The 25354-nt window shown below is 51.2% G+C and carries 25 protein-coding genes; 12 read left to right on the forward strand and 13 right to left on the reverse strand.

Annotation, left to right across the window (positions count from 1 at the left end; all coding sequences use genetic code 11):
• The first annotated feature begins 55 nt into the window (after positions 1 to 55).
• The 6 genes from OGY04_RS08300 (at position 56) to OGY04_RS08325 (ending at position 5885) form a co-directional block, all read left to right on the forward strand.
• Entirely contained in the window at positions 56 to 955 is a 900-nt protein-coding gene (locus OGY04_RS08300) for a Fe(3+) dicitrate ABC transporter substrate-binding protein FecB (RefSeq protein WP_286585100.1), read from the forward strand.
• Entirely contained in the window at positions 952 to 1950 is a 999-nt protein-coding gene (gene fecC / locus OGY04_RS08305; protein WP_032942983.1) for an iron-dicitrate ABC transporter permease FecC, read from the forward strand. Before OGY04_RS08300 ends, fecC begins: the two co-directional genes overlap by 4 nt.
• Positions 1947 to 2903 carry a Fe(3+) dicitrate ABC transporter permease subunit FecD gene (fecD, locus tag OGY04_RS08310; protein WP_286585101.1) on the forward strand — a complete coding sequence of 319 codons (957 nt, stop codon included), beginning with the start codon at positions 1947 to 1949 and terminating at the stop codon, positions 2901 to 2903. The genes fecC and fecD overlap by 4 nt, the downstream gene beginning before the upstream one ends.
• Positions 2904 to 3671: a Fe(3+) dicitrate ABC transporter ATP-binding protein FecE gene (fecE, locus tag OGY04_RS08315; RefSeq protein WP_286585102.1), complete on the forward strand. Its 768-nt coding sequence runs from the start codon at positions 2904 to 2906 to the stop codon at positions 3669 to 3671.
• Positions 3672 to 4049: 378 nt separating this feature from the next.
• Positions 4050 to 4652 carry a TetR/AcrR family transcriptional regulator gene (locus OGY04_RS08320; RefSeq protein WP_032942979.1) on the forward strand — a complete coding sequence of 201 codons (603 nt, stop codon included), beginning with the start codon at positions 4050 to 4052 and terminating at the stop codon, positions 4650 to 4652.
• 78 nt (positions 4653 to 4730) lie between these two features.
• The gene (locus tag OGY04_RS08325) at positions 4731 to 5885 is read left to right on the forward strand and encodes an MFS transporter (protein ID WP_286585103.1); all 1155 of its coding nucleotides are present in this window, start codon (positions 4731 to 4733) and stop codon (positions 5883 to 5885) included.
• Between the two features lie 194 nt (positions 5886 to 6079).
• Here the strand turns inward: OGY04_RS08325 and OGY04_RS08330 are convergent, their stop codons facing one another.
• Entirely contained in the window at positions 6080 to 6301 is a 222-nt protein-coding gene (locus OGY04_RS08330) for a hypothetical protein (protein WP_071444820.1), read from the reverse strand.
• A gap of 97 nt (positions 6302 to 6398) precedes the next feature.
• Between OGY04_RS08330 and OGY04_RS08335 the strand changes: the two genes are divergently transcribed.
• Complete coding sequence (locus OGY04_RS08335; RefSeq protein WP_032942975.1) at positions 6399 to 6911, forward strand: GNAT family N-acetyltransferase; 513 nt, start codon at positions 6399 to 6401, stop codon at positions 6909 to 6911.
• Positions 6912 to 7108: 197 nt separating this feature from the next.
• On the opposite strand, the gene OGY04_RS08340 is transcribed toward OGY04_RS08335, so the two are convergent.
• From OGY04_RS08340 to OGY04_RS08350, 3 genes are all read right to left on the reverse strand, one after another.
• Positions 7109 to 7624 (reverse strand): phosphoribosyltransferase, encoded by a 516-nt coding sequence (locus OGY04_RS08340; RefSeq protein ID WP_003832724.1) that lies wholly within the window; start codon positions 7622 to 7624, stop codon positions 7109 to 7111.
• Positions 7625 to 7696: 72 nt separating this feature from the next.
• Entirely contained in the window at positions 7697 to 8812 is a 1116-nt protein-coding gene (locus tag OGY04_RS08345; RefSeq protein WP_032942972.1) for a gluconeogenesis factor YvcK family protein, read from the reverse strand.
• Between the two features lies 1 nt (position 8813).
• Positions 8814 to 9950, reverse strand: coding sequence for an MFS transporter (locus tag OGY04_RS08350; RefSeq protein WP_286585104.1), 1137 nt, complete (start codon positions 9948 to 9950; stop codon positions 8814 to 8816).
• Between the two features lie 262 nt (positions 9951 to 10212).
• Between OGY04_RS08350 and OGY04_RS08355 the strand changes: the two genes are divergently transcribed.
• The 5 genes from OGY04_RS08355 to OGY04_RS08375 all read left to right on the forward strand — a co-directional run bounded on the left by OGY04_RS08355 (position 10213) and on the right by OGY04_RS08375 (position 16579).
• Positions 10213 to 10983: a DeoR/GlpR family DNA-binding transcription regulator gene (locus OGY04_RS08355; RefSeq protein ID WP_286585105.1), complete on the forward strand. Its 771-nt coding sequence runs from the start codon at positions 10213 to 10215 to the stop codon at positions 10981 to 10983.
• Between the two features lie 215 nt (positions 10984 to 11198).
• Positions 11199 to 11651 carry a GNAT family N-acetyltransferase gene (locus tag OGY04_RS08360; protein WP_048235644.1) on the forward strand — a complete coding sequence of 151 codons (453 nt, stop codon included), beginning with the start codon at positions 11199 to 11201 and terminating at the stop codon, positions 11649 to 11651.
• Positions 11652 to 11895: 244 nt separating this feature from the next.
• Complete coding sequence (gene shiA / locus OGY04_RS08365) at positions 11896 to 13212, forward strand: shikimate transporter (RefSeq protein WP_003832199.1); 1317 nt, start codon at positions 11896 to 11898, stop codon at positions 13210 to 13212.
• Positions 13213 to 13330: 118 nt separating this feature from the next.
• A complete protein-coding gene (locus OGY04_RS08370; RefSeq protein WP_032942969.1) occupies positions 13331 to 14785 on the forward strand; it encodes an AMP nucleosidase in 1455 nt (484 codons plus the stop codon).
• 15 nt (positions 14786 to 14800) lie between these two features.
• A complete protein-coding gene (locus OGY04_RS08375; protein WP_286585106.1) occupies positions 14801 to 16579 on the forward strand; it encodes an aminopeptidase P family protein in 1779 nt (592 codons plus the stop codon).
• 55 nt (positions 16580 to 16634) lie between these two features.
• On the opposite strand, the gene ptsG is transcribed toward OGY04_RS08375, so the two are convergent.
• The 9 genes from ptsG to fabG form a co-directional block, all read right to left on the reverse strand.
• Complete coding sequence (gene ptsG / locus OGY04_RS08380; RefSeq protein ID WP_003836725.1) at positions 16635 to 18068, reverse strand: PTS glucose transporter subunit IIBC; 1434 nt, start codon at positions 18066 to 18068, stop codon at positions 16635 to 16637.
• 416 nt (positions 18069 to 18484) lie between these two features.
• The gene (locus OGY04_RS08385; protein ID WP_020996495.1) at positions 18485 to 19282 is read right to left on the reverse strand and encodes a metal-dependent hydrolase; all 798 of its coding nucleotides are present in this window, start codon (positions 19280 to 19282) and stop codon (positions 18485 to 18487) included.
• A 10-nt stretch (positions 19283 to 19292) separates the two neighbouring features.
• Positions 19293 to 20297, reverse strand: coding sequence for a DNA polymerase III subunit delta' (holB, locus tag OGY04_RS08390; protein ID WP_103285018.1), 1005 nt, complete (start codon positions 20295 to 20297; stop codon positions 19293 to 19295).
• Positions 20294 to 20935, reverse strand: a complete 642-nt coding sequence (gene tmk, locus OGY04_RS08395; RefSeq protein ID WP_008784374.1) for a dTMP kinase — start codon at positions 20933 to 20935, stop codon at positions 20294 to 20296. The genes holB and tmk overlap by 4 nt, the downstream gene beginning before the upstream one ends.
• Positions 20925 to 21947: a cell division protein YceG gene (yceG, locus tag OGY04_RS08400; protein WP_008784373.1), complete on the reverse strand. Its 1023-nt coding sequence runs from the start codon at positions 21945 to 21947 to the stop codon at positions 20925 to 20927. The genes tmk and yceG overlap by 11 nt, the downstream gene beginning before the upstream one ends.
• Positions 21948 to 21949: 2 nt before the next feature.
• Entirely contained in the window at positions 21950 to 22759 is an 810-nt protein-coding gene (pabC, locus tag OGY04_RS08405) for an aminodeoxychorismate lyase (RefSeq protein ID WP_057066415.1), read from the reverse strand.
• Positions 22760 to 22894: 135 nt separating this feature from the next.
• A complete protein-coding gene (gene fabF / locus OGY04_RS08410; protein WP_003036260.1) occupies positions 22895 to 24136 on the reverse strand; it encodes a beta-ketoacyl-ACP synthase II in 1242 nt (413 codons plus the stop codon).
• An 85-nt stretch (positions 24137 to 24221) separates the two neighbouring features.
• Positions 24222 to 24458 carry an acyl carrier protein gene (gene acpP / locus OGY04_RS08415; RefSeq protein ID WP_000103754.1) on the reverse strand — a complete coding sequence of 79 codons (237 nt, stop codon included), beginning with the start codon at positions 24456 to 24458 and terminating at the stop codon, positions 24222 to 24224.
• 154 nt (positions 24459 to 24612) lie between these two features.
• The gene (fabG, locus tag OGY04_RS08420; protein ID WP_286585107.1) at positions 24613 to 25347 is read right to left on the reverse strand and encodes a 3-oxoacyl-ACP reductase FabG; all 735 of its coding nucleotides are present in this window, start codon (positions 25345 to 25347) and stop codon (positions 24613 to 24615) included.
• Positions 25348 to 25354 lie beyond the last annotated feature (7 nt).

Here is a 25354-nt window from a genome sequence, read left to right on the forward strand (position 1 = left end):
GCATGCTGTTTTGTAGGTCGGGCAAACGAAACGCCACCCGACACAGGCAATTTACATGTTCACACCATTACGCACGCTATTCGCCGCTCTGCTGCTCACCGGCCATGCTTTTGCCGCCACGGTTCATGACGAACATGGCACCTTTACGCTTGATAAAACGCCACAACGGATAGTGGTGCTGGAACTGTCGTTCGCGGACGCACTGGCTGCTGTCGATGTCAGTCCGGTCGGCATTGCCGACGATAACGATGCCATGCGCATTCTTCCAGAGGTTCGTGCCCATCTGAAACCCTGGCAGTCTGTCGGCACGCGTGCGCAGCCGAGTTTAGAAGCCATCAGCGCGCTGAAACCGGATCTGATCATTGCCGACAGCAACCGCCATGCGGGTATTTACAGCGCCTTACAGCAAATCGCACCTGTGCTGCTGCTCAAGTCCCGCAATGAAACTTACGCTGAAAATCTGCAATCTGCGGCCATCATCGGTGCAATCGTGGGTAAAAAGGCACAGATGCAGTCACGCCTGGCGCAACACCAACAACAGATGTCAGCGTGGGCCAACCAACTGCCAAAAAACACGATGGTGGTGTTTGGTACGTCCCGGGAGCAGCAGTTCAACCTGCACACGCAGGAGACCTGGACCGGGGGCGTCCTGACCTCTCTGGGGCTGACAGCGCCTGCGGCTATGGCGGGTTTGTCTATGCCGTCCATCGGTCTGGAACAGCTGCTGGCGCTCAATCCGGCATGGCTGCTGGTCGCGCACTATCGTGAAGAGAGCATCGTGAAACGCTGGCAACAAGACCCGCTGTGGCAGATGCTAACTGCGGCGCAAAAACAGCAGACGGCGTCGGTCGACAGTAACGCCTGGGCGCGGATGCGCGGCATTTTCGCAGCCGAACGCATTGCCAGCGACACGGTAAAAATCTTTCACCACCAGCCTTTATCCGATGTGAAATGACAGTTTTCAAACATCCAGCGCTACAGTGGGGGCTTCCCCTTGTCGCGCTTATCGCTATCTTCTGGCTGAGTCTGTTTTGCTACTCGGCCATTCCTGTTTCTGGCGTTGATGCCATTCACGCCCTGCTGCCAGGCCATACGCCGACGCTTCCACAAGCGCTGGTGCAAAACCTTCGTTTGCCGAGAAGCCTGGTCGCCATTTTGATCGGCGCAAGCCTGGCTCTGGCGGGAACGCTGCTGCAGACCCTGACGCATAATGCAATGGCCTCCCCTTCACTACTCGGTATTAACAGTGGCGCAGCGCTGGCGATGGCGCTTACCAGCGCTATCAGCCCTGCGCCAGCTACGGGTTACTCCATCGCCTTTATCGCCGCCTGCGGCGGTGGCGTAAGCTGGCTGATGGTGATGACCGCAGGTGGTGGATTTCGCCACACCCAGGACAGAAACAAACTGATCCTCGCGGGCATCGCGTTCTCGGCTTTCTGCATGGCCCTTACCCGCATCACTCTGCTGCTGACGGAAGATCACGCCTACGGCATTTTTTACTGGCTTGCGGGAGGCGTATCCCACGCACGTTGGCAGGAGTTCTGGCAGCTTTTCCCAATGGTAGTGGTTGCTGTACCGGTGGTATTGCTGCTGGCTAATCAACTGAACCTGCTTAACGTCAGTGACAGCACCGCCCGCACGCTGGGGGTGAATCTGCCGAAGCTCCGTTTGATCATCAATATTCTGGTGCTGCTTCTGGTCGGTACCTGCGTCAGCGTGGCAGGTCCGGTGGCGTTTATCGGTCTGCTGATGCCGCATCTGGCTCGCTTCTGGGTGGGATTCGATCAGCGCAAGGTCCTGCCGATGAGCATGCTTATGGGCGCCACGCTGCTGCTGCTGGCTGATGTTCTGGCCCGAGCGCTGGCCTTCCCTGGCGAATTGCCCGCGGGGGCAGTAGTGGCGCTGATTGGTGCACCCTGTTTTGTCTGGTTGGTCAGGAGGCGTGGATGAAAATTGCGTTCGTCATTTTCATCGCCCTCGCGTTGGCAGGACTTTCGGCTTTGTCACTACAAATGGGGGTGATCGCCGTTCCCTGGCGTGCTCTGCTGAGCGACTGGCAGACCGGGCGCGAATATCATTACGTATTAACGGCGTACCGCCTGCCGCGACTGCTGCTGGCGCTGCTTGTCGGTGCAGCCCTCGCGGTGGCAGGCGCGCTGGTGCAAGGGATCGTGCGTAACCCTTTGGCATCACCGGATATCCTCGGCGTAAACCATGCCGCCAGTCTTGCCTCTGTAGGCGCACTGCTTCTCTTACCGTCACTACCGGTGATTGCTCTGCCGCTGCTGGCCTTTGCCGGTGGCATGGCGGGCCTGATCCTGCTGAGAATACTGGCGAACACCAGCCAGCCGATGAAGCTGGCGCTCACGGGTGTTGCGCTCTCTGCCTGCTGGGCCAGCCTGACGGATTATCTGATGCTTTCGCACCCGCAGGATGTGAACAGCGCCCTGCTGTGGCTGACCGGCAGCTTATGGGGCCGTGACTGGAGCTTTGTGAAAATAGCCGCCCCACTGCTGATTTTGTTTCTGCCGCTGAGTCTGCGTTTTTGCCGCGATCTCGACCTCCTGGCATTGGGCGATGCGCGCGCCACCACGCTCGGTGTGTCGGTGCCGCGTATTCGGCTCCAGGCTTTACTACTGGCCGTCGCCATGACATCGACCGGCGTGGCCGTCTGCGGCCCAATTAGCTTTATTGGTCTTGTGGTGCCGCATATGGTGCGCAGCATTACCGGTGGAAGTCACCGCTGGCTGCTGCCCGTTTCAGCCATGGCAGGTGCGTTGCTGCTGGTGGTTGCCGACCTGCTGGCGCGAATTGTTCATCCTCCTCTGGAACTTCCGGCTGGCGTGCTGACCGCCATTATCGGTGCACCATGGTTTGTCTGGCTGCTTGTGAGAATGCGATAAATGACATTACGAACTGAAAATCTGACGGTCTGTTACGGTACAAACAAGGTGCTTGATGGCGTTTCACTCGCCCTACCAGCGGGGAAGACAACCGCCCTGCTCGGCCCTAACGGCTGCGGGAAGTCAACGTTGTTAAACTGTTTTTCACGACTGTTAACGCCGCAGTCCGGCGGCGTATTTCTCGGCGATAGTGCCATCAATACGCTCTCATCACGCCAGCTAGCCCGCAGGCTGGCGCTGCTGCCCCAGCACCATCTAACTCCCGAGGGGATCACCGTCCAGGAGCTTGTTTCGTACGGTCGCAACCCGTGGTTGTCACTCTGGGGGCGTCTCTCCGTTGAAGACAATACGCGGGTCCATGATGCTATGAGCCAGACGCAGATCCAACATCTTGCCGACCGACGGTTAACCGATCTTTCTGGCGGTCAGCGACAGCGCGCATTTCTGACGATGGTCCTGGCGCAGGATACGCCCGTTGTACTACTCGATGAGCCAACCACCTATCTCGATATCAATCATCAGGTGGAACTGATGCGGCTGATGGGCGGGCTCCGGGCTCAGGGGAAAACGGTGGTCGCCGTGCTGCACGACCTTAATCAGGCCAGCCGGTACTGTGACCATCTGGTGGTCATGGCGAACGGACATATTATGGCGCAAGGCACACCAGAAGAGGTGATGAACCCTGGATTGCTGAGAACCGTATTCAGCGTGGATACGGAGATACACCCCGAACCAGTATCTGGCAGGCCGATGTGTGTAGTGAGATAGATGATACAGTCTGTAATGGTAGCAGGGTCTCAACAGGTCGCTTGTCATATCACGCATGCTGCGATGACTTCACTCTGCCCTGTGAGTTCAATCGGTCGATGCAACGCTATCCTTAATCGAAGGGGGACGTTGGACGCTGTATGTTCACTAGAATACGGTAGATTCAGGTATGATGATTAACCATTACGCGTGGTTGCCGTTGTATCAACGTACTATCCTGGAGAGGATAAAATCCACACATCCCTCTATAGAAGCGCATAGCAATTCATAAGAAAATCTGTCGGCGCATCACCACTGATTTTTTTATGAAAATTATTTGACTGATCGTTCCATAATCAATACTATGCCGCCTCAACTCATTTCAAGTCCCACATCCCTATGAGTGCTGAAAAACCAACCTTTCCAGGTCGTCCACGAAAGTTCGAAGATCAGGATGTCATTGATGCTGCCGTCGCTGTTTTCAGCGCCAATGGTTATGCAGGCACCTCTGCGCAAGATTTATGCAATGGTACGGGATTAGGGCGGGGAAGCCTATACAATGCCTTTGGAAGCAAGCAAGCCCTGTACGAGCAAGCTTTGTTGCGCAGCCACGAACAAACTATGTCAGCACAGTTAACAATACTCACACAACCAGGTCTGGTAAAAGAGCGATTGCATACCCTTCTGCTCTGGGGTATTGCCGAAGATCTTTCTCAGCCAGAGCAGCATGATGCGATGGTCTTATTTTCAGCCTTAGAGATGGGCAGTAAAGATGAAGCCGTTGCGAGCCTGAATAATGAATATCGTCAGCATTTAGAAAAAACGCTGGTGTCGGTATTCATCGAAGGCCAACGAAGCGGCGAACTGAACAATAAAGCATCAGCCGTCGAAATGGCGAGAGGCTTTATGGCAGGCTATTACGGTTTACGTGTCCTGAATAAAAACATTACAGATAGAAAAATCCTCGAAGATGTCGTCGCTGGTCTGTTAATCAATTTATAAATTTAAGCGAAAAAATTCATTATTTACTTGCACTCATTTTTGTAACGATCATTCCAATACAAGGAAAAATAAAAAAACATGCCATTAGTCGTTTATATTTTAGGGTTAGCCATTTTTTCATTAGGTACAGCAGAGTTAATGGTGGCGGGTATGATGACCACGCTATCTGAAGCATTTGGTGTTACAGTCGGCGAAGTCGGGCATTTGATTTCATATTATGCATTCGGTGTAATGCTAGGTGGCCCGGTATTAACCTACACCTTTCTTAAGTTTAAAGCGCCCTATCGCTCAACGTTATTATGGCTGTTAGGGTTATATGTTATCGTACAAGGATTAAGCGTCTTTGCCTCTGATTACAATGTGTTAGTTGCTATTCGAATCGTGACAGGTATTTTATGTGCAGGGTGTTTAAGTCTTTCACTCGCGACAAGTATGGCTCTTGTATCTGTTGAAAATCGCCCTCGTGCCGCATCAATAGTGATAGCTGGTTTTATGGTATCCAATGTCTTTGGTGTACCTATCGCGACAATCATTGACCAGCACTGGGGCTGGAAAATGAGTTTTGGGCTGGTTGCGGTCCTGGTTTTCATATGCCTGCTAGCATTAGTACGTTTATTGCCACATATGAGCGGCGGCGGTGCTATCAAGATGGCTGAAGAGATTAAGGCATTTAAAAATAAAGCCTATTGGAAAGCCTGTGCAACTAGCTGTTTGATTTTGGGAGCAAGTTTTGCGGCATTCAGTTATTTTGTCCCCGTGCTGACTGATGTCAGTGAATTTACAATGCAGACGGTTCCCTTAATTTTGATGCTTTATGGACTAGCCAATATCATCGGGAATATGGTAACGGGACGTCTTGCATATCGCCATAGTTTAACTGTTATGGTTGTCGGCTTAACAATATTGAGTATTTCTTTGCTCGGCATGGCGCTATTTGTTCAATATCAGGTCATTGCTATTCTGGCTGTTATACTTATCGGTTTATCTGGCGTACCAATGAATCCGGCAATGATGGCAAGAATTGTCAGCGTGGCACATCCAGGGCCAATGGTCAATGCCGTTCATACTTCCGTGATCAATATTGGATTAGGTGGCGGTTCTTATTTAGGTGGAATGGCAATTTCATCTGGATTCGGTTTACGTTCAGCTCTATGGATTGGAATGGTATTAGCGGTTCTGGCTTTATTATCCGTATTACCTTATATCCGTCGTAGTAAACAAGGCTGGAGTTAATAGGTTCTGAAGATAAAAATGCCCCACTTATAAAAATTACGGGGCGTCGATTTATCCGTTAAATTTTATTCAAAACTCACTGGCTGCATGTCGCTCAAAGTTGCCCCTCAGTTCCACGACAGGTGCGGAGTAAACCCATCCGTGTAAGTGCACAATTTTCATGTGTTACTAAAGCAGTGTGTTCCCATCAACATTCAGTCAGTTTTATACGCCTGCCACTCGCGCCAGACATTCTCAGGATCAATATCGCGGTAGCCGCGCTCTCTGATTATATCCTCGGCTGCTTCGGCTGGCAGGCGGATGGCTGTAGCGCCATCGCGAATGGACTCAACCTCATAGCGGGTCAATTCCCGTCCTATGTCCTGTTCTTTATCAATCAGAACTACGATCAACGCAGGGATAAAAACAATCTTCATACTGATAAGCCTCTGAAATGTTCGCATCCCACTGTATCACTGACAGTTTTGATATAGTTCAGTAATCGTTAATTTATTACCAGGACAGGAATCATTCATGACATTACAAATCCGTGAAGCCACACCTGCCGACGCGATGTTGCTTAATGCGCTGGGCTACCGCATCTACCGCGCACACTTTGAACATCTGTGGGAGTCAAAGTCTGAACTGGAAGCTTTTTTAGCAAGCGAATATTCTCTGGACGAGCTGGAACAGAGCCTGAATGAGCAAGCGGTCTGTTGGTATGTAGCAGAGACCGATAGGCCAATTGGTTTTGCGAAAGTGACCTATGAAAGCAGCATCCCTGATACGAATATGTCAGGGATGCTGCTTAACAAACTCTATCTTGATCCTGCAGACACCCGTAAAGGTTACGGTCAGGTCATGTTTGACACCGTCAAAGACCTGGCCCGGGCCAGGGGGAAAGACTTTGTATGGCTGGAGGTTCTTGAACAGAACGAACGCGCCTGTAATTTCTACCGCAAACAGGGCATGACCTTAATTAAAAGAGACTATTTCAAAACAGCTTCACAGCAGAGCGTCATCAGGATTATGGGGATTGCTGTCTAGCGGGTGACCGGCCGCTTCGTGCCAACAGCGGACATTGTTTCGGTCTACTGTCAGTGTTGTAACTTTTCTTAACTGACTGTTTTTGTGGGGCTGGCGGGAATTGAATCTGCGAGCACACAGAAAAGTGATCCAGAAAATTAACCATTAAAGGCAATTTATCCGTAACCGAGCCCCACTTAACATAAGTGCACGACTGGTTATTTCATTAATTTAGTAATATTGGGCCGATTGCGATATTTATTATCCCATGGCATACCATAGCCAATGAGTAGATCATCACTCTCCATTTCATAGGCAAAATACTGTTTTACAGGAATATTCACTCTTCCAGGTTTGACGAAGAGGACGGCAACAGACAGGGATGCTGGATTGAAATTATCTAAGATATATTTAATAAGGCGCTTCATTGTACCACCTGATTCTATTGCATCATCAATAAGAATGACATGACGATTTTCAATCTCAATATTTTGATGGTAAACAATAGTGGAGTTGTTATTTCGTTCCCCAGGTGTGTGAGGGCAGGATATGTAATCCATGCTTACATCAAACTTCAGCTTTCTTGTTAAGTCTGCTGTATAGAGAATACCGCCTGGAACAACAGTTATAACAACAGCATCGGTGTAGTCATTGTTCAACTGCTCAGCCACACGACTGACACCGACAGCAATACTTTCTTCATCAAGAATAACTTCACCAATATGATGATTCATCGTTCGAACTCCACGTATGTTGTAATAACGAACTAAGCATTCAACTTATCAATCAAAAAGACTTCTTTCCGATTAATTTTCAACCAGAGACAATAGCCTGTTTGCAAGTATTTCACCATCGTGTTTACCACGCACCCAGACATCTTCAAACTCATCCAGCACACAGGTGTAGCGGGTTGATTCATTGATTTCATCCGAGAGATAGGCAAATTCACCCACATATTTTTCAATTGAAAGAAATCTCTGATTTCCCAGAACCATCAACTCAGGCAAGGCAATGGATGCGTCTGCATCGTGCCATTGCTGGATAAAACGATTAGCAACATCCTGCAAACCCAGTCCATGACTCTCACGGCATTCTAAAATATTAGCGATCAGTGCTACGGGGCATCCTGCTTTTGCTATGGCTGCGATTACGCCCTTAACCTGAAGATGTGGCATGATACTGGTATAAAAACTGCCAGGACCGAAAGCGACAAGATCCGCGTTCTTTATGGCTTCCAGCACGGCAGTATTTACCTGAGCATTGCTTCCGTTGGACGTTTGCAATGTGACAGAATTGATGCCAATCTCCGCCTGTTGCCTAGAAAGATGGGTAATTCTGTCCTGAGGTGAAACATGCTGCCCATCATTAAGATTAGCGGAAAGCACAAGATCATTATTGAGTGAAGAAGGCCAGACTTCTCCTGTAATGCCGCAGAGTTTTCTGAAAACAAAAATCGCGGTATTCATATCCCGATTATGTGCCAAATAGGCGCCGGTTAAGATGAAATTCCCGATACTGCCATTACGGTAGTCAAATGCGACACCCACCGTGGTAGAAAAAATCTGGAGATAATTAACAATTGCGCCTCTCAATCCAGTATCGAGGCGCTCAAGCAAAGGATGTCTGTCCTCCGCATAAGCCTGAAATTCTCTCAAAGCTTCCTGAGTTTCCCCCTCGGATGATAAACGGGTATTGCAGATGCGAACGATATCACCCGAACAGTTTTCACCATAGGCCATGGTCATTAGCGCCTGGCGGATATCACCTACAGATAATACATCGATATTTTCTCTAATTGATCGTGAGCTTCCACCGCTATCCCACGCAGGAACAATACGAGTCAAAGAAACTGGATGGTGGCAAAGCGCAATATTCAGAGAACGGCATGCACTGCCACCAGAAAACAAAACAATACGCTTCACTTTAAATCTCCTGGTGCAATTTTAGTGTTTTACTTAATGCCAGACTTAGCATTAATACGAGAATCATGAGTGCCGCTACAAAGATAAAGGCAGCAGGCAAAGAACTTCGGTGGGCAATAAAACCAATCATGGCTGGTCCTGCAAGTACGCCGATATACCCCATCGTAGTCACAGCTGGAACTGCAACTGCCTGCGGCATGCTCTGCTGTTTGCCAATCTGGCTGAACATAACAGGTACAATGTTTGCGCAGCCTGCGCCTATAAAGAAATAGCCGGCAAGGAGTGCGGGAATTGAGCTAACCAGGATAATGAGGCAAAAACCGAAAAAGGCCAGAATTGCACCGTAAATGACGACAGGCAAAGGGCCAAGGCGACTAATGACCGCATCACCGCTAAGTCTTCCCACCGTCATAGCGACAGCAAAGCAAGTGAAACCGAGACCTGCCTGAGAATCCGCAACTTGCCTTACTTCCGACAGATAAACAGCACTCCAGTCAAGTACGGTTCCTTCAGCCAGAAAAACGATAAAGCAGATGACACCTAAGAGCAGGACATCTCCTTTAGGAAAGGAAAATGATGGGCCTTCTGCTGGGCTGGCATAGGTAAGAAGTTGTCTGTAACTGGCTATTAACAACAAGAAGATAATGAGACAGACTGACAATGATGCTGTGTGAATGTTCAGACCAACAGTGAGCAGGCCGGTCATTACGCCAGCTCCCGCAATACCTCCTACGCTATACATCCCATGGAAACCGGACATAAGTGGGATGCTTTCGTTTTTCTCTACCAGTATTGCCTGAATATTCATGGCGCAGTTGGCAAGGCCAATCCCAGTGCCGAACGTGAGTAGAAGAAGGCCAAGTGAAACGGGGTCATTGGCTAATGTTAAAAACGGCATGGATAACAGAATAATCAGTACTGCACAGCCGATAATTTTACGACAGCCGAAGCGAGCTGTGAGAGGCCCTGCAAGGGGCATAGAAATAATAGCGCCCCCTCCTAGGCACAGGAGTAAAACACCCAAAACTGCCTCGTTAGCTCCAGTATTAATTTTTGCAAAAGGGACCATCACAGCCCAGGCTGACGTTGCCAATCCTGCGATGAAGAATATGCATCGTGTTGCAACTTTTTCGTTCATTCTTGTGCTCGCTTTGCGTTCGTTACGAGAGCGGTCTTTCGCATTTTCGCACTGCACCAGCCTGACTCATGGATACACAAATGTTGCTCTGATAATGAGATAAAGGGGCACGGTCGAAACATGCTTTAACCAGCTGAAATTTATGTTGATTTATGAATCCCCTATGCGCCGGGGAGTAATGTAAATCAACGGAGTTGACACAGATAATATGAATGCACGATCATGCACCCTCTTGCTCGTTTAAATGAACTTAGGAGTTAACGTGCTCGATTATGCAGCTTTCCCGGATCAACGACAAGCCCTAATTCGTGAGCTCTTACAAGAAAAAGGACGGGTTGTTTGTGTCGAGCTTTCTGCTCAACTAGGTGTGTCAGAACACACAATTCGCCGTGATTTACATGAGCTTAGTAAGGATGGCGTTTGCAAAAAGGTATACGGTGGAGCTGTGGCCACACTGCCTGAAGTAGGGAATTATGCTGATCGCACAACTACAAAAACAGAAGAAAAGAGCATGATCGCGCAAAAGTGCGCGCAACTTATCAAAGCAAATAGCTGTATCTTTATCGATTCAGGCACGACGAATCTTGCTATGGCCATAGCTCTTCCGGAGTCAGTGGCTTTAACTGTGGTGACAAACTCGCCAGAAATAGCTGCCATTCTATTAAGAAAACCGTTATGCGAAGTCATCATGCTGGGTGGAGCGGTTCAACGCTCATCTGGAGGGTGTGTTGGCAGTCCTGCCCTTGAACAAATTAAAGCAATTATCTTCGATCAGGGTTTCATCGGAGGTTGTGCAATGTCGTTAGAATCAGGTCTGACTGGTTTCGATTATGCTGATTGTGAGTTCAAGAAAGCGGTTATCAGACAGTGCAGCGAAGTGATTGTGGGATTAACATCCGACAAGATCCCTGCGGCCGCTCGCTATGTCGTTGCAAGTAGCAGCCAGATAGATGTGCTCGTCATTGAGGGGGGTGTGAGCAAAAAATATGCTGAAGTATTCCAGGAAGCTGATCTTCAGATTTATGAAATTTAGGGTAAGACTGTGCTGCCAGTCCGCAGAACCCCCATGTCTGACTGTTTATGCTAACGCCGTTGTGGGGGGGGAAGTGCAAACGTCTGCTGTTCGCTCACAGCGGACCTTCAGCTCAGTTGCCTGGTCCGCTTCGCGCCAAGAGCGGACATTGAACAAGATTTGATGTAGGGTATTGCGCGATTCGTATAGCCGCAACGTTAATGAGAGCCAGACTTATGAACTACTTTATTCGACCAGCTACGCCTGACGATATCAATAAAATAATCGAATTCACCACTCAGGAAGCACAAGAATCTGAAGGTTCAGTGATTGACCTTGTTGCTGTGGAGCGTGGCGTTTCGTCGGCGTTTAGTGAAAACCCACGTTCAAAATATTGGGTCATGGAAGATTCTTCAGGAACAGTGATCGCCAATACCTCTGTCGTAAAAGAATGGAGTGATTTTCATGGAAATGACTACTGGTGGATCCAAAGTTTTTATATCGCCCCGGAGCATCGTGGGATGGGGTTAGCTGATGAGCTCATCAAACATCTTACAAAAGAAGCTAAATCAGAAAAGGCACTGGAGCTTCGTTTATATGTCCATGGAGATAACGGGCGTGCGATTCGTGCTTATGAGCGATGTGGTTTCACCGAATCTCCGTATACCATTATGAAAGTGGGTTTATAACTTCCCCAAATACAGCGCTCCTAATGCTCCACCTGAAATCAGAACACCCCTGACAGCCCACGATTCCACCAAGTTCAGATTTCTCATTCATCTTATTTTTCATGTTGCCATCAGATGAGGGAGATAATCGTTTTCACTTCCTGTCTGTCGCGGTAATCTCATAACGGTCGTTAATATTGCGACTGCAATGTGTGTAACCCAACTCAAATACTAATAACTAAAAAACAGTACAGACAGGATAACTATGGATTCCTCCCTCACCTCCACGGGTCCCCAACAGGACGCCTCTTCACTTAACCGCGCCCGACGCGCTGCGCTTGGTAGCTTCGCGGGTGCCGTGGTCGACTGGTATGATTTTCTGCTTTACGGCATCACTGCCGCACTGGTCTTTAACCGCGAGTTCTTCCCGCAAGTCAGCCCGGCGATGGGGACACTTGCCGCATTTGCTACCTTTGGCGTCGGATTTTTGTTCCGCCCGTTAGGCGGGGTGATCTTCGGCCACTTCGGCGATCGCCTGGGGCGTAAACGTATGCTGATGCTCACCGTCTGGATGATGGGGATCGCCACTGCACTGATAGGGATTATTCCTTCCTTTGACACCATTGGCTGGTGGGCTCCCGTTCTGCTGGTGACGCTGCGTGCTATTCAGGGATTCGCCGTTGGCGGTGAATGGGGCGGCGCGGCGTTGCTCTCGGTCGAAAGCGCGCCGAAAAATAAAAAAGCCTTCTACAGCAGCGGTGTTCAGGTCGGTTATGGCGTCGGGCTACTGCTTTCTACCGGTCTGGTCTCGCTGATTAGCTCGCAAACCACCGATGAGCAGTTCCTGAGTTGGGGCTGGCGTATTCCATTCCTGTTCAGCATCGTGCTGGTATTGGGCGCGTTGTGGATGCGTAACCGAATGGATGAATCAGCCGAATTCGAACAGCAGCAGCAGGCACCGCAACCAGAGAAAAAGAGACTACCTGTAGTCGAGGCGTTAATCCGTCATCCAGGTGCCTTTTTGAAAATTATCGCTCTGCGCCTGTGTGAACTGCTGACGATGTATATCGTCACTGCGTTTGCCCTAAATTACTCCACGCAGAATCTGGGCTTACCCCGTGAACTGTTTCTGAATATCGGCTTGTTGGTGGGTGGGCTGAGCTGTCTGACCATCCCCTGCTTCGCCTGGCTCGCCGACCGTTTTGGTCGCCGGCGCGTTTACATTACCGGCGCACTGGTCGGGACGCTCAGCGCATTCCCGTTCTTTATGGCGTTAGAAGCGCAATCCATTTTCTGGATCGTGTTCTTCGCGATTATGTTGGCCAACATTGCACACGATATGGTGGTCTGCGTGCAGCAACCTATGTTTACCGGTTTGTTTGGCGCAAGCTATCGCTACAGCGGTGCGGGCGTTGGTTATCAGGTAGCAAGCGTGGTTGGCGGCGGTTTTACCCCCTTCATTGCTGCTGCGCTGGTAACATTCTCCGGCGGAGACTGGCACAGTGTGGCCATTTATCTGATGGCGGGTTGTCTTATTTCCGCCACTACAGCATTGCTGATGCGGGATAAGCAGCACGGTTAAGCCAGGGTGCGGAGGCCGTCCGGTCTTCGCACAATCTTCCTCAACGTCTGACTTTTGTTTCACATTCCTGTGACATACTATCGGGAGAGCAGTACATCTGTGGAACAAGGAGACAGACATGAACAATAAGGGCTCCAGCCTGACCCCGGCTCAGGCACTGGATAAACTGGACGCGCTGTACGAGCAGTCGGTTAAAGCACTGCGTAGCGCCATTGGTAAGTATATTGAAACAGGGACGCTCCCTGACGTAATTGCCCGCCATAACGGTCTTTTTGTTTACCCATCACTGTGTGTCACCTGGGATGGCAGCGCCACCAATCCCCCGAAAACCCGCGCCTATGGTCGTTTTACCCATGCGGGCTGCTACACCACTACGATTACCCGTCCGTCGCTTTTTCGTCCGTATCTTGAAGAACAACTCACGCTGCTGTATCAGGATTATGATGCGCATATCTCCGTTGAGCCGTCGCAGCATGAAATCCCCTATCCGTATGTCATTGACGGTTCTGAACTGACGCTCGACCGCTCGATGAGTGCCGGCCTAACGCGCCATTTCCCCACAACCGAGCTGTCACAGATTGGCGATGAAACAGCCGACGGTACCTATCATCCGGCGGAATTCTCCCCGTTGTCGCACTTCGACGCCCGACGAGTAGATTTTTCGCTGGCTCGACTACGCCACTACACGGGAACACCGGTTGAACATTTTCAGCCGTTTGTGCTGTTCACCAACTACACCCGCTACGTCGATGAGTTTGTGCGTTGGGGTTGCAGCCAGATCCTCGACCCAGACAGCCCGTATATCGCGCTTTCTTGCGCGGGCGGGATCTGGATCACCGCTGAAACTGAAGCGCCTGAAGAAGCGATCTCCGATCTCGCCTGGAAGAAACACCAGATGCCCGCCTGGCATTTAATCACCGCCGACGGTCAGGGGATCACACTGGTTAATATCGGCGTTGGCCCGTCTAACGCCAAAACCATTTGCGATCATTTGGCCGTACTGCGTCCTGATGTCTGGCTGATGATTGGTCACTGTGGCGGGCTGCGTGAAAGCCAGGCGATTGGCGACTATGTTCTGGCCCACGCTTATCTGCGTGACGACCACGTGCTGGATGCCGTACTGCCGCCAGATATTCCAATTCCGAGCATCGCGGAAGTGCAGCGCGCACTGTATGACGCCACCAAAGAAGTCAGCGGTATGCCCGGCGAAGAGGTTAAACAGCGCCTGCGTACCGGTACCGTCGTCACCACTGACGATCGCAACTGGGAGCTACGCTATTCCGCTTCTGCGCTACGCTTTAACCTCAGCCGCGCGGTGGCTATCGATATGGAAAGCGCCACCATCGCCGCCCAGGGATATCGTTTCCGCGTTCCGTACGGCACGCTGCTGTGCGTTTCCGACAAGCCGCTGCACGGTGAGATCAAACTGCCTGGTCAGGCCAACCGTTTTTATGAAGGTGCCATTTCTGAGCATCTGCAAATAGGTATCCGGGCTATCGATCGTTTGCGTGCTGAAGGCGACCGACTGCACTCCCGTAAATTACGTACATTCAACGAACCGCCGTTCCGTTAAGGCCTGAAGGTAACTATGCACAACTCAACTCCTCTTTCCGCCCTGCGTAACCTGCTGATAGCGCAGGGGCTGGATGGCATGATTGTCCCGCGCGCCGACGCTCATCAAAGCGAAGATTGTACGCCGCATGACAATAAACTAGCCTGGCTGACCGGTTTTAGCGGCTCTGCTGGCCTCGCGTTGGTCCTTCGGGATCGCGCGTTAATGTTTGTCGATGGACGCTATCAGGTCCAGGTACGCAATGAAGTCTCGCTGGATGATTTTGAAATTCATCATTTACACGATGAACCGCTGGCCGACTATTTGCAGTCTCATGTTGCAGCAGGCAAACGTATCGGCTTTGAACCGATGCTGATGGTCAATAGCCAGTTTGAAGCACTGTCGGCAACCCACTGCGAGCTGGTGCCTCTTGAGCAAGATCCTTTTGACCAGGTATGGCTAGACCGCCCGGCAGCACCCTGCGGCATCATTCGTGAAATGCCCATTGAAATCAGCGGGGAAAGCAGCACGCAAAAGCGTGCCCGCGTCGTGGAACAACTCGCTCAACACCAGGCTGACGTGCTGGCAATTACCCTGCCGGATAACATTGCCTGGTTATTGAATGTGCGCGGTTCGGATCTGGCCATGGTGCCAGTGCCGTTTTCGTTTGCCCTGCTCCATCGCAGCGGTGAGCTGGAATGGTTTGTGGATAGCAATAAAACGCAACAGCTCCCCGCATCACTGCTGGATACGCTTACTCTGGCCCCGCAAGATAATTTTCTGACTCGCTGCCAGCAATTAGCTAATGGGAAGCGTTTCCTGGTCGATAAAGACTACGCCCCGGTCGCATTGCGTTTTGCCATTGAAGAACACGGTGGCAACGTTCTTTGGGCGCCCGATCCCATCACTCTGATGAAATCCCACAAAAATGACGTTGAACTGGCAGGCTATCGGGAATGCCATGAACAAGATGGCGCAGCCTGGGTAAACTTCCTTGCCTGGCTGGCCCATGAAGTTCCTTTGCGCGAAGCGGCAGGCAATCCGGTCACCGAGCTGGAAGCGCAGGCCAAGCAACTGGAATTTCGCCAGCAGCAGCCGGGATTTATCGAGCAAAGTTTCAGCACGATTTCGGCCTCTGCCAGCAATGCCGCAATGTGCCATTACCACTCCAGTGAAAAAACCAATACGCCAATTACCTCGCAGGCCATGTATCTGAATGATTCCGGTGGCCAGTACCACAATGGTACGACGGATACGACGCGTACCCTCGCGTTTGGCCCACAGGATCCACAACGTCGCCTGCATTACACCGCCGTGTTGAAAGGCTTTTTGTCGCTTATTTCGCTGCAGTTTCCCAGCGGGACTCAGGGCCATCAACTGGATGCTTTTAGCCGCCGGGCGTTGTGGGAGCTGGGTCTGGATTTTGATCATGGTACGGGACACGGCGTGGGTCACCAGTTGCTTATTCATGAGCAACCCCATCGCATCGCCAAAAAGGTAAACCCGTGGCCACTGGTCGCAGGCAACATCATCACCATCGAGCCGGGTTATTATCTGGTCGGACAATATGGGATCCGTATTGAGAATCAGGTGGAGATTATCAACAGTCGTCCTGCTTTCTGTCGTTTCTCAACGCTGACGCTGGTACCGATTGATTTGAATCTGGTCGAACTGCATCTGCTGAGTGATGCTGAGAAACAGTGGATTGATGATTACCACCAGCAGGTCAGAGAGACGCTATCCCCGCGCGTGAACGCAGAGGCACGTCCCTGGCTGTTCGCCGCCACCGCACCGATTCGCGTTCAGGCTAATTAATGCAATAAAAAAGGCAGCCCGCAGGCTGCCTTATTTCTCCCCAACTTCTTACTGCTTAGCTGTTACGGATGTACTCATCCATTTCAGTTTTCAGGTTATCGGACTTAGTCCCGAAGATAGCCTGAACACCGGAACCAGCTACCACAACGCCTGCCGCACCCAGTTTCTTCAGGCCAGCCTGATCCACTTTAGCAACGTCAGCCACGCTGACACGCAGACGAGTGATGCACGCATCGAGGTTAGTGATGTTTTCTTTACCGCCGAATGCAGCAACCAGAGCCGGAGCCATTTCACCGGTCGCACCTGCTTTGCTGTCTTCGGTAGCATCTTCACGACCTGGCGTTTTCAGGTCCAGCGCTTTGATCAGCACACGGAAGATGGTGTAGTAAACAATCGCATAACCGATACCGACAATCGGGAACAGCCACAGTTTGCTGCTGTTACCGGACAGAACGATAAAGTCGATCAGACCGTGGGAGAACGACGTACCGTCGCGCATACCCAGCAGGATACAGATCGGGAATGCCAGACCAGCCAGAATCGCGTGGATGATGTACAGGATCGGCGCCACGAACATGAAGGAGAACTCGATCGGCTCGGTAATACCGGTCAGGAACGAGGTCAGCGCCGCGGAGATCATGATACCGCCCACTTTCGCGCGGTTTTCTGGTTTAGCAGAGTGCCAGATAGCGATAGCAGCAGCCGGCAGACCGTACATTTTGAACAGGAAGCCACCGGACAGTTTGCCCGCAGTCGGGTCACCCGCCATATAGCGAGGAATATCACCGTGGAACACCTGGCCCGCAGCGTTGGTGTATTCACCGATCTGCATCTGGAATGGAACGTTCCAGATATGGTGCAGACCAAACGGTACCAGGCAGCGCTCAATGAAGCCATAGATACCGAACGCCACGACCGGGTTCTGGTATGCAGCCCACTGAGAGAACGTCTGAATAGCAGTACCAATCGGCGGCCAAATGAAGGACAGAACCACACCTGTGAAGATGGCAGCCAGACCAGAAATGATAGGAACGAAGCGCTTACCCGCAAAGAAGCCAAGATACTCAGGCAATTTGATACGGTAGAAACGGTTGAACATATACGCTGCAATCGCACCGGAGATAATCCCCCCGAGAACACCCGTATCAGCAAGGTGTTTAGCGGCGATCTCTTCAGCAGGTAAATGCAGAACCAGCGGCGCAACAACAGCCATGGTCTTAACCATGATGCCGTAAGCAACAACGGATGCCAGTGCAGATACACCGTCATTATTAGTGAAGCCTAACGCAACACCGATAGCAAAAATCAGCGGCATGTTCGCAAAAACAGAACCGCCTGCTTCTGCCATTACGTGCGATACAACGGCTGGCAGCCAGCTGAAGTTAGCGGAACCGACGCCCAGCAGGATACCTGCAATCGGGAGTACGGATACCGGCAGCATCAGCGATTTACCGACCTTTTGCAGGTTAGCAAATGCATTCTTAAACATAATTAGGAGTGCTCCTGAGTATTTGTGCTTATACACTTCATCCTTCAAACCGCCTCAGGGCGGGCTGCGCTCGCTCATCCCAGTCACTTACTCTAGTAAGCTCCTGCAATTCACTCACTTGCCGCCTTGATGCAGCTTGATTGACTTTGTGTATTCTACGTTCTCACGCATTGGCGAGGGGGGAGAACCTCGCCGTGTACAGGGCATCTAAGTACCCTTTATTTATTACACAGAGTAAAATAATTCAGTTTGTTTTTGTTTGACGGCTATCACAGTTCAGTCGTGAATGGCCGCAAAATCCGCACATTCCGATAAAATGCGTTTCTGAATGTGTCAAACTGATGATTCACCGCCCATTTTGTGGCGGTGAACTTTACTCGCATTAGTGATTAATTACGAGCTTTAAAAAAAGTCAGTTAACGAACAGATTGCAGGCGAGAAGCGTCGATGTGAAACAGGCGGGCAAAGTTATCAGTGGTTGCCTGCGCCAGTTCTTCAACGGCAACACCTTTCACTACGGCCATGTACTCTGCAACGTCACGAGTCATGGCGGGCTGGTTCTCTTTTCCACGATGCGGTACAGGCGCAAGGTAGGGAGAATCCGTCTCGACCAATAACCGGTCCAGAGGAACATAGCGGGCGGCATCACGGAGCTGCTCTGCATTTCGGAACGTGACGATGCCGGAAAACGAGATATAGAATCCAAGGTCCAGTAATTTGCCCGCCGTTTCTCTGTCCTCTGTAAAACAGTGTAGTACGCCGCCACAATCCGTCACTTTTTCTTCGCGCAGAATAGACAGCGTATCGGCTCGCGCATCGCGGGTATGCACGATAACCGGCTTCTGTAACTCACGGCCGATCTGAATATGGTGGATAAAAGATTCCTGCTGGCGCACCTTTGTTTCCGGCGTGTAAAAATAGTCCAGCCCGGTTTCTCCCATCGCCACAACCCCCTCTTCGGCGGCAAAACGACGCAGGTCCTCAACATCATAGGTTTCATCCTGATTTAACGGATGCACGCCGCAGGAGAAAACCACATTGTCACGCTCACCGACCAGTTCGCGCATACTGCGATATCCTGGCAGGGTGGTCGCGACGGCAAGACAGAATTTCACATCACGTGCGGCCGCTTTTGCCAGCACGTCATCCACGTCCTTATGCAGAGATTGATAATCCAGGCCATCAAGATGGCAGTGTGAGTCGACTAAAAACATAATGTCTCTCTCAAAGATGGGGAACAGGCAGTACGGTGCCTGGTTGCAGGTAATGCTCAATACGAAGAATAAGATCGGTTAACACCAGCTCACGGTTTACGCCTGTTACGTTCAGCAGTTGCTGACGACAATGACAAACGTCACCGAGTATCGCCTGTATCTGGGCAACGGATAACCGTTCTGCGATAGAAGATATCAGGTCCAACGCATCAGGATTCGTTAAATGGGAAACCCCATATGGACGTTTCAACGCATCCGTCAACAACGTTGCCAGCCAGTGTAAACGGGCGGCAGCCTGATCGTGGTTTAACGCCGCGAGCAAGATATACCAGTCGCCTGCGTTTAATGTGTTCACCAGTGCCGCACAAAAATCTGTGCGGTGCGCCCAGCTTTCAGCCTGTAACAACGTGAGTGCCGCGCCTGGCGAACCTGCACTCAGGCGTAACGCGCTCAGCAGCGCTTCTGACGATGCAGTCACCTCACGAGCAAGCCAGGAGATCGCATACGACTCCGGAGGTGGCGCAAGATGATGTAACCGGCAACGACTGCGTAATGTCGCCAGCAAGCGAGCTGGCTCTGTGCTGGCGAGGAAAAACCAGGTTTGTGCCGGGGGTTCTTCCAGCGTTTTCAGCAAGGCGTTGGCGGCGGCATCGGTTAACTGGGCAGCATCCGGGATCCACACGACCTTCGCACCGCCGAGACGCGAATGCTCGTACAGCTTTTCACTGACTTCGCGTACCGCATCAACCCCGAGCGTGCTTTTGCCTTTTTCCGGCAGCAGCGAATAGTAGTCAGGGTGCGTCCCCGCCTGCATTAGCTGACAGCCGCGGCACTGTCCACAGCTTTTATGCCCTTCCGGCTGCTGGCACATTAAATAGCGGCTGAGGGCGTAAATCAGCGCGTCGTCGCCCATTCCGGGTAACGCCTGAATCAGTAACGCATGGTGACCACGACCCGTCTGGTAGCTGGCTACCAGTTTTTCAAAATCCGGTCGTAACCATGGGTACCATTTCATGCGCCCTGCTCCTTCACCCATTGGGTGATGGTATGACGGATATCAGCCATCACAGCCTCCAACGGCTGCGTAGCGTCTATAGTACGAATGCTGGTGTCTTTGGCAGCCAGCTCAAGATAGCGCGCGCGAGTACGATTAAAGAAGTCGAAAGATTCCTGCTCAATACGATCCAGCTCGCCGCGGGCACGGGCACGCTTCAACCCGACTTCTGGCGTCACATCCAGATAGATCGTCAGGTCCGGGCGAAAATCACCAAGCACCGCATCACGCAGGGTTGCCAGCATGTTTTGATCGATACCGCGTCCACCACCCTGATACGCCTGGGTCGACAGATCGTGACGATCGCCAATTACCCACGCGCCTTTCGCCAGTGCAGGTTTAATAACGGTTTCGACCAACTGTACACGCGCCGCGTAAAACATCAGAACTTCGGCTTTATCGGTAATGACCTCGTCACCGACCGATTTAATATCCAGCACCAGACTTCTTAGTTTCTCAGCCAGCTGCGTTCCACCAGGTTCACGGGTGAAAACCATGTCACGAATACCGAGTTGCTCAAGTGTCTCCACCACCACGTTACGCGCGGTGGTTTTTCCGGCGCCTTCCAGGCCTTCAATGACGATATAGTTACTGCCCATTTTTTTCCTTAAGCACTTTCAGGTAATCCTGCACGGACCGGTTATGGCTGGCAAGATTGGTGTTAAACGTGTGGCCGCCTTTACCGTCAGCCACAAAATAGAGATACGGCGTTTTTGCCGGATGCGCCGCGGCCTGCAATGAAGCCTCTCCCGGCATGGCAATCGGGCCTGGCGGCAGTCCCGTAATGGTATAGGTGTTATAGGCGGTCGGGGTGTCTAAATCCACACGCGACAATTTGCCATTATACCGTGTACCCATCCCGTAAATCACGGTCGGATCGGTTTGTAAACGCATACCGATACGTAAGCGGTTAATAAAGACCGAAGCCACCTGGTCGCGCTCGCTGGCAACCGCAGTTTCTTTTTCAATAATAGAAGCCATGGTTACCAGCTGATTTTTGTCCTGATAAGGCAGGCCATCAGCGCGTCCCTCCCAGACAGTATCCACCGCTTTAACCATTTTCTGATGCGCACGTTTTAGCAACGCTACGTCAGTAGTATTGGCGGTATACATCCAGGTATCTGGCCAGAACCAGCCCTCCACCCATTGCGGGTTTTCCAGCTTCAGCGCCTCGGCAACAGTCTCATAGCTATCGTCGCTCAGCGTATGTTTGATATACGGGGCATCACGCAGCTGTTTGAGGTAATCGCTCAGGCGCATCCCTTCAACCAGACGTAACGGGAACTGCGCCTCTTTGCCGCTTTCCAGCAGTTGCAGCATGTCCCGCACCGTCATGTCAGGCGTGAAGCGATATGTTCCGGCCTTAAAATGCGACAGCTCGGGCTCCACACGCAGCAGCCACTGGAACACGCGCGGACGATTGATAACTTTGTCTGCATACAGCTGTTCGCCGAGAGCCAGACGGCCCGTTCCCGCTTTCAGCGTAAAAATCGTTTCTTCTTTAATCAATAATTTGCTGTCCGCCAGATGGCGAACTTTCCACATTCCCACTCCAGCGGCAATGCCCAGCACAACCAGCAATAACAGGACAACAAGTAACAGTTTTTTCATGACTAATTCGGGTGCTCACAAAGTGGGGCTAAATAATCGAATAACAAACGTGAAGACAACAACGTGTCGCCACAGGCACGCACGGGAATAATGGGCATTAACGCGTTACAGACGACGATTTCATCAGCCTGCATTACCTCCTCCAACCCGGCATACACTTCGACAATACTGAATGGCGATTGTGCCAGCATCCGGATACAGAATTGTCGCATAATACCGTTCACTCCGGCCTGGTCCAGCCGGGGCGTGTAAACCACATCGCCTTTACGCCAGAACAAATTAGCCGCACAGCATTCCGTAACCCATCCCTCGCTGTCAAGAACCAGCGCTTCATCGGCGTCCGTCTGTTCAAGATGAGAGCGAATCAACACCTGCTCCAGTCGATTCAAGTGTTTAAGCCCGGCAAGCAGTGGATTACGTCCCAGCCGCACTGGGCTTAGCGCCAGCGTAATACCTTCTTGCCGCCAACGATCGTAATGATCGGGCCAAGATGAAACGGAGAGGATGCGTGTGGCACTATGACAATTTTTGCCACTGTAACCCCGGCCTCCACTGCCACGGCTGATAATCACTTTCAACACACCGCGTACGTGCCCTTTCGCCAGCATTTTCATTTCATTTTGCAGCTCGGACCAATCTTCAAAAGAGATCAGCAGTTTTTGGCAAGCGTCTTGTAAACGCTCAAGATGCGCTGCAAAGAGAGGAATTTCACCGTCGATAATACAGGCAGTGGTAAAACAGCCATCACCAAATTGGGTCGCTCGATCGCTTGCGGCCAGCATATCTTGCTCGCAGCCATTAATTAAGAACATGGTGGCTCCTTATTTCTGGTCCGCTAGTTTGGCAGGATGAGTAACACAGGACAAGGGCGGAAAACCGAATAAAAAAAGGCCCGACAAGCGGACCTTTTCAATTTGCTATCGATGCTAGCGCATCACCTGACGGACTTAAATCTTTTTAAAGATCAAAGAGCCGTTGGTACCACCGAAGCCAAAGGAGTTACACAGCGCATACTCCAGACCACTAACCTGACGCGCTTCGTGAGGTACGAAGTCCAGGTCACAACCTTCATCCGGGTTATCCAGGTTGATGGTTGGCGGAATAGCCTGATCGCGCAGCGCCAGGATAGAGAAAATAGACTCTACCGCGCCCGCCGCACCCAACAGGTGTCCGGTCATGGATTTGGTGGAGCTTACCATCACACGGCTTGCCGCATCGCCAAAGACAGATTTCACTGCCTGGGTTTCAGCTTTATCGCCTGCAGGCGTAGACGTACCATGCGCGTTCACATAGCCAATCTGACCCGCTTCGATAGCCGCATCGCGCAGTGCGTTGACCATTGCCAGCGCAGCGCCTGCACCGTTTTCCGGCGGCGACGTCATGTGGTAAGCATCGCTGCTCATACCGAAGCCAACGACTTCAGCATAGATTTTTGCACCGCGCGCTTTCGCATGCTCGTACTCTTCCAGTACCACCATGCCAGCGCCGTCGCCCAGCACAAAGCCGTCACGCTCTTTGTCCCATGGGCGGCTTGCCGCTTGCGGGTTATCATTACGCGTAGACAGTGCACGTGCCGCGCCAAAGCCACCCACACCCAACGGCGTACTGGCTTTTTCAGCACCACCCGCAACCATCGCGTCTGCATCGCCGTATGCAATGATACGTGCGGCATGACCGATGTTATGCACGCCTGAAGTACAGGCGGTCGCGATGGAGATGCTTGGCCCTTGCAGGCCGTACATGATGGTCAGGTGACCAGCCACCATGTTAACAATCGTCGACGGAACGAAGAACGGGCTGATCTTACGCGGTCCACCGTTTACCAGTGAGGTATGGTTTTCTTCGATAAGACCGAGACCGCCAATACCAGAGCCGATAGCGGCGCCAATACGATGAGCGTTCTCTTCCGTAATTTCGAGGCCAGAATCCTGCATGGCCTGAACGCCAGCGACAATTCCATATTGAATGAAGGCATCCATCTTGCGCTGTTCTTTGCGCGAGATAATGTCTTCACAGTTAAAATCCTTTACTAAGCCAGCAAATTTCGTTGCATAGGCGCTAGTATCGAAATGGTCGATCAGGCTGATGCCACTCTGACCGGCAAGGAGAGCTTTCCAGGTAGACTCTACGGTATTGCCGACAGGAGACAACATGCCCAGTCCGGTCACAACTACACGACGCTTAGACACGGTTGTCCTCCAGGGAGGGAAAATAATTCAAGTGGGATAAAAAGATAAAACTCAGGCGGTCGAATGACCGCCTGGAGATGTTCACTTACGCCTGGTGGCCGTTGATGTAATCAATGGCAGCCTGAACGGTAGTGATTTTCTCAGCTTCTTCGTCCGGAATCTCAGTATCAAACTCTTCTTCCAGAGCCATTACCAGCTCAACGGTGTCAAGAGAATCTGCGCCCAGGTCTTCAACGAAGGAAGCATTGTTGGTTACTTCTTCCTGCTTAACGCCCAGCTGTTCGCCGATAATTTTCTTAACGCGTTCTTCGATAGTGCTCATACTCTTAAATTTCCTATCAAAACTCGCTTTCGCGATGGTTTTCGTAGTGTATAAAATGTTGAAAAATTTGCAACTAAATCCCGGCAGGTCTTACCACGATTTTACGTTATTTTGAGGCCAAGACCTACAATAACGCAAATATTTTTCATCGTGGTTAAACCATGTACATCCCGCCGTTGACGTGCAAAGTCTCACCTGTGATGTAACTTGCTTCGTCAGAAGCTAAAAATGCAACCGCACTGGCGATTTCCTGAGCGCCACCGAGGCGACCCGCAGGAACCTGCGCCAGAATACCCGCACGCTGATCATCAGACAGCGCACGCGTCATGTCCGTTTCAATAAAGCCCGGAGCAACAACGTTTACAGTAATGCCACGAGACGCAACTTCGCGCGCCAGTGATTTACTGAAGCCGATCAGACCCGCTTTCGCCGCAGCGTAGTTAGCCTGACCCGCATTTCCCATGGTACCAACCACAGAACCGATAGTGATAATACGCCCATGACGCTTTTTCATCATAGCTCGCATTACCGCTTTTGACAGACGGAAAACAGATGACAGGTTGGTTTCGATGATATCGTTCCACTCGTCATCTTTCATGCGCATTAACAGGTTATCACGAGTAATCCCGGCATTATTGACCAGGATATCGACTTCACCAAATTCTGCGCGAATATTTTCCAGAACAGATTCGATAGATGCCGGATCGGTCACATTCAACATCAGACCTTTACCATTTGCACCTAAGTAATCGCTAATGGCCTGCGCGCCGCTTTCGCTGGTAGCAGTACCGATAACTTTCGCGCCACGGGTAACAAGTGTCTCAGCAATTGCGCGGCCAATGCCACGGCTTGCACCGGTAACCAGCGCGATTTTTCCTTCAAAACTCATGGTCTTC

The organism is Citrobacter sp. Cpo091 (assembly GCF_030332645.1).
Taxonomy (GTDB): Bacteria; Pseudomonadota; Gammaproteobacteria; order Enterobacterales; family Enterobacteriaceae; genus Citrobacter; species Citrobacter portucalensis.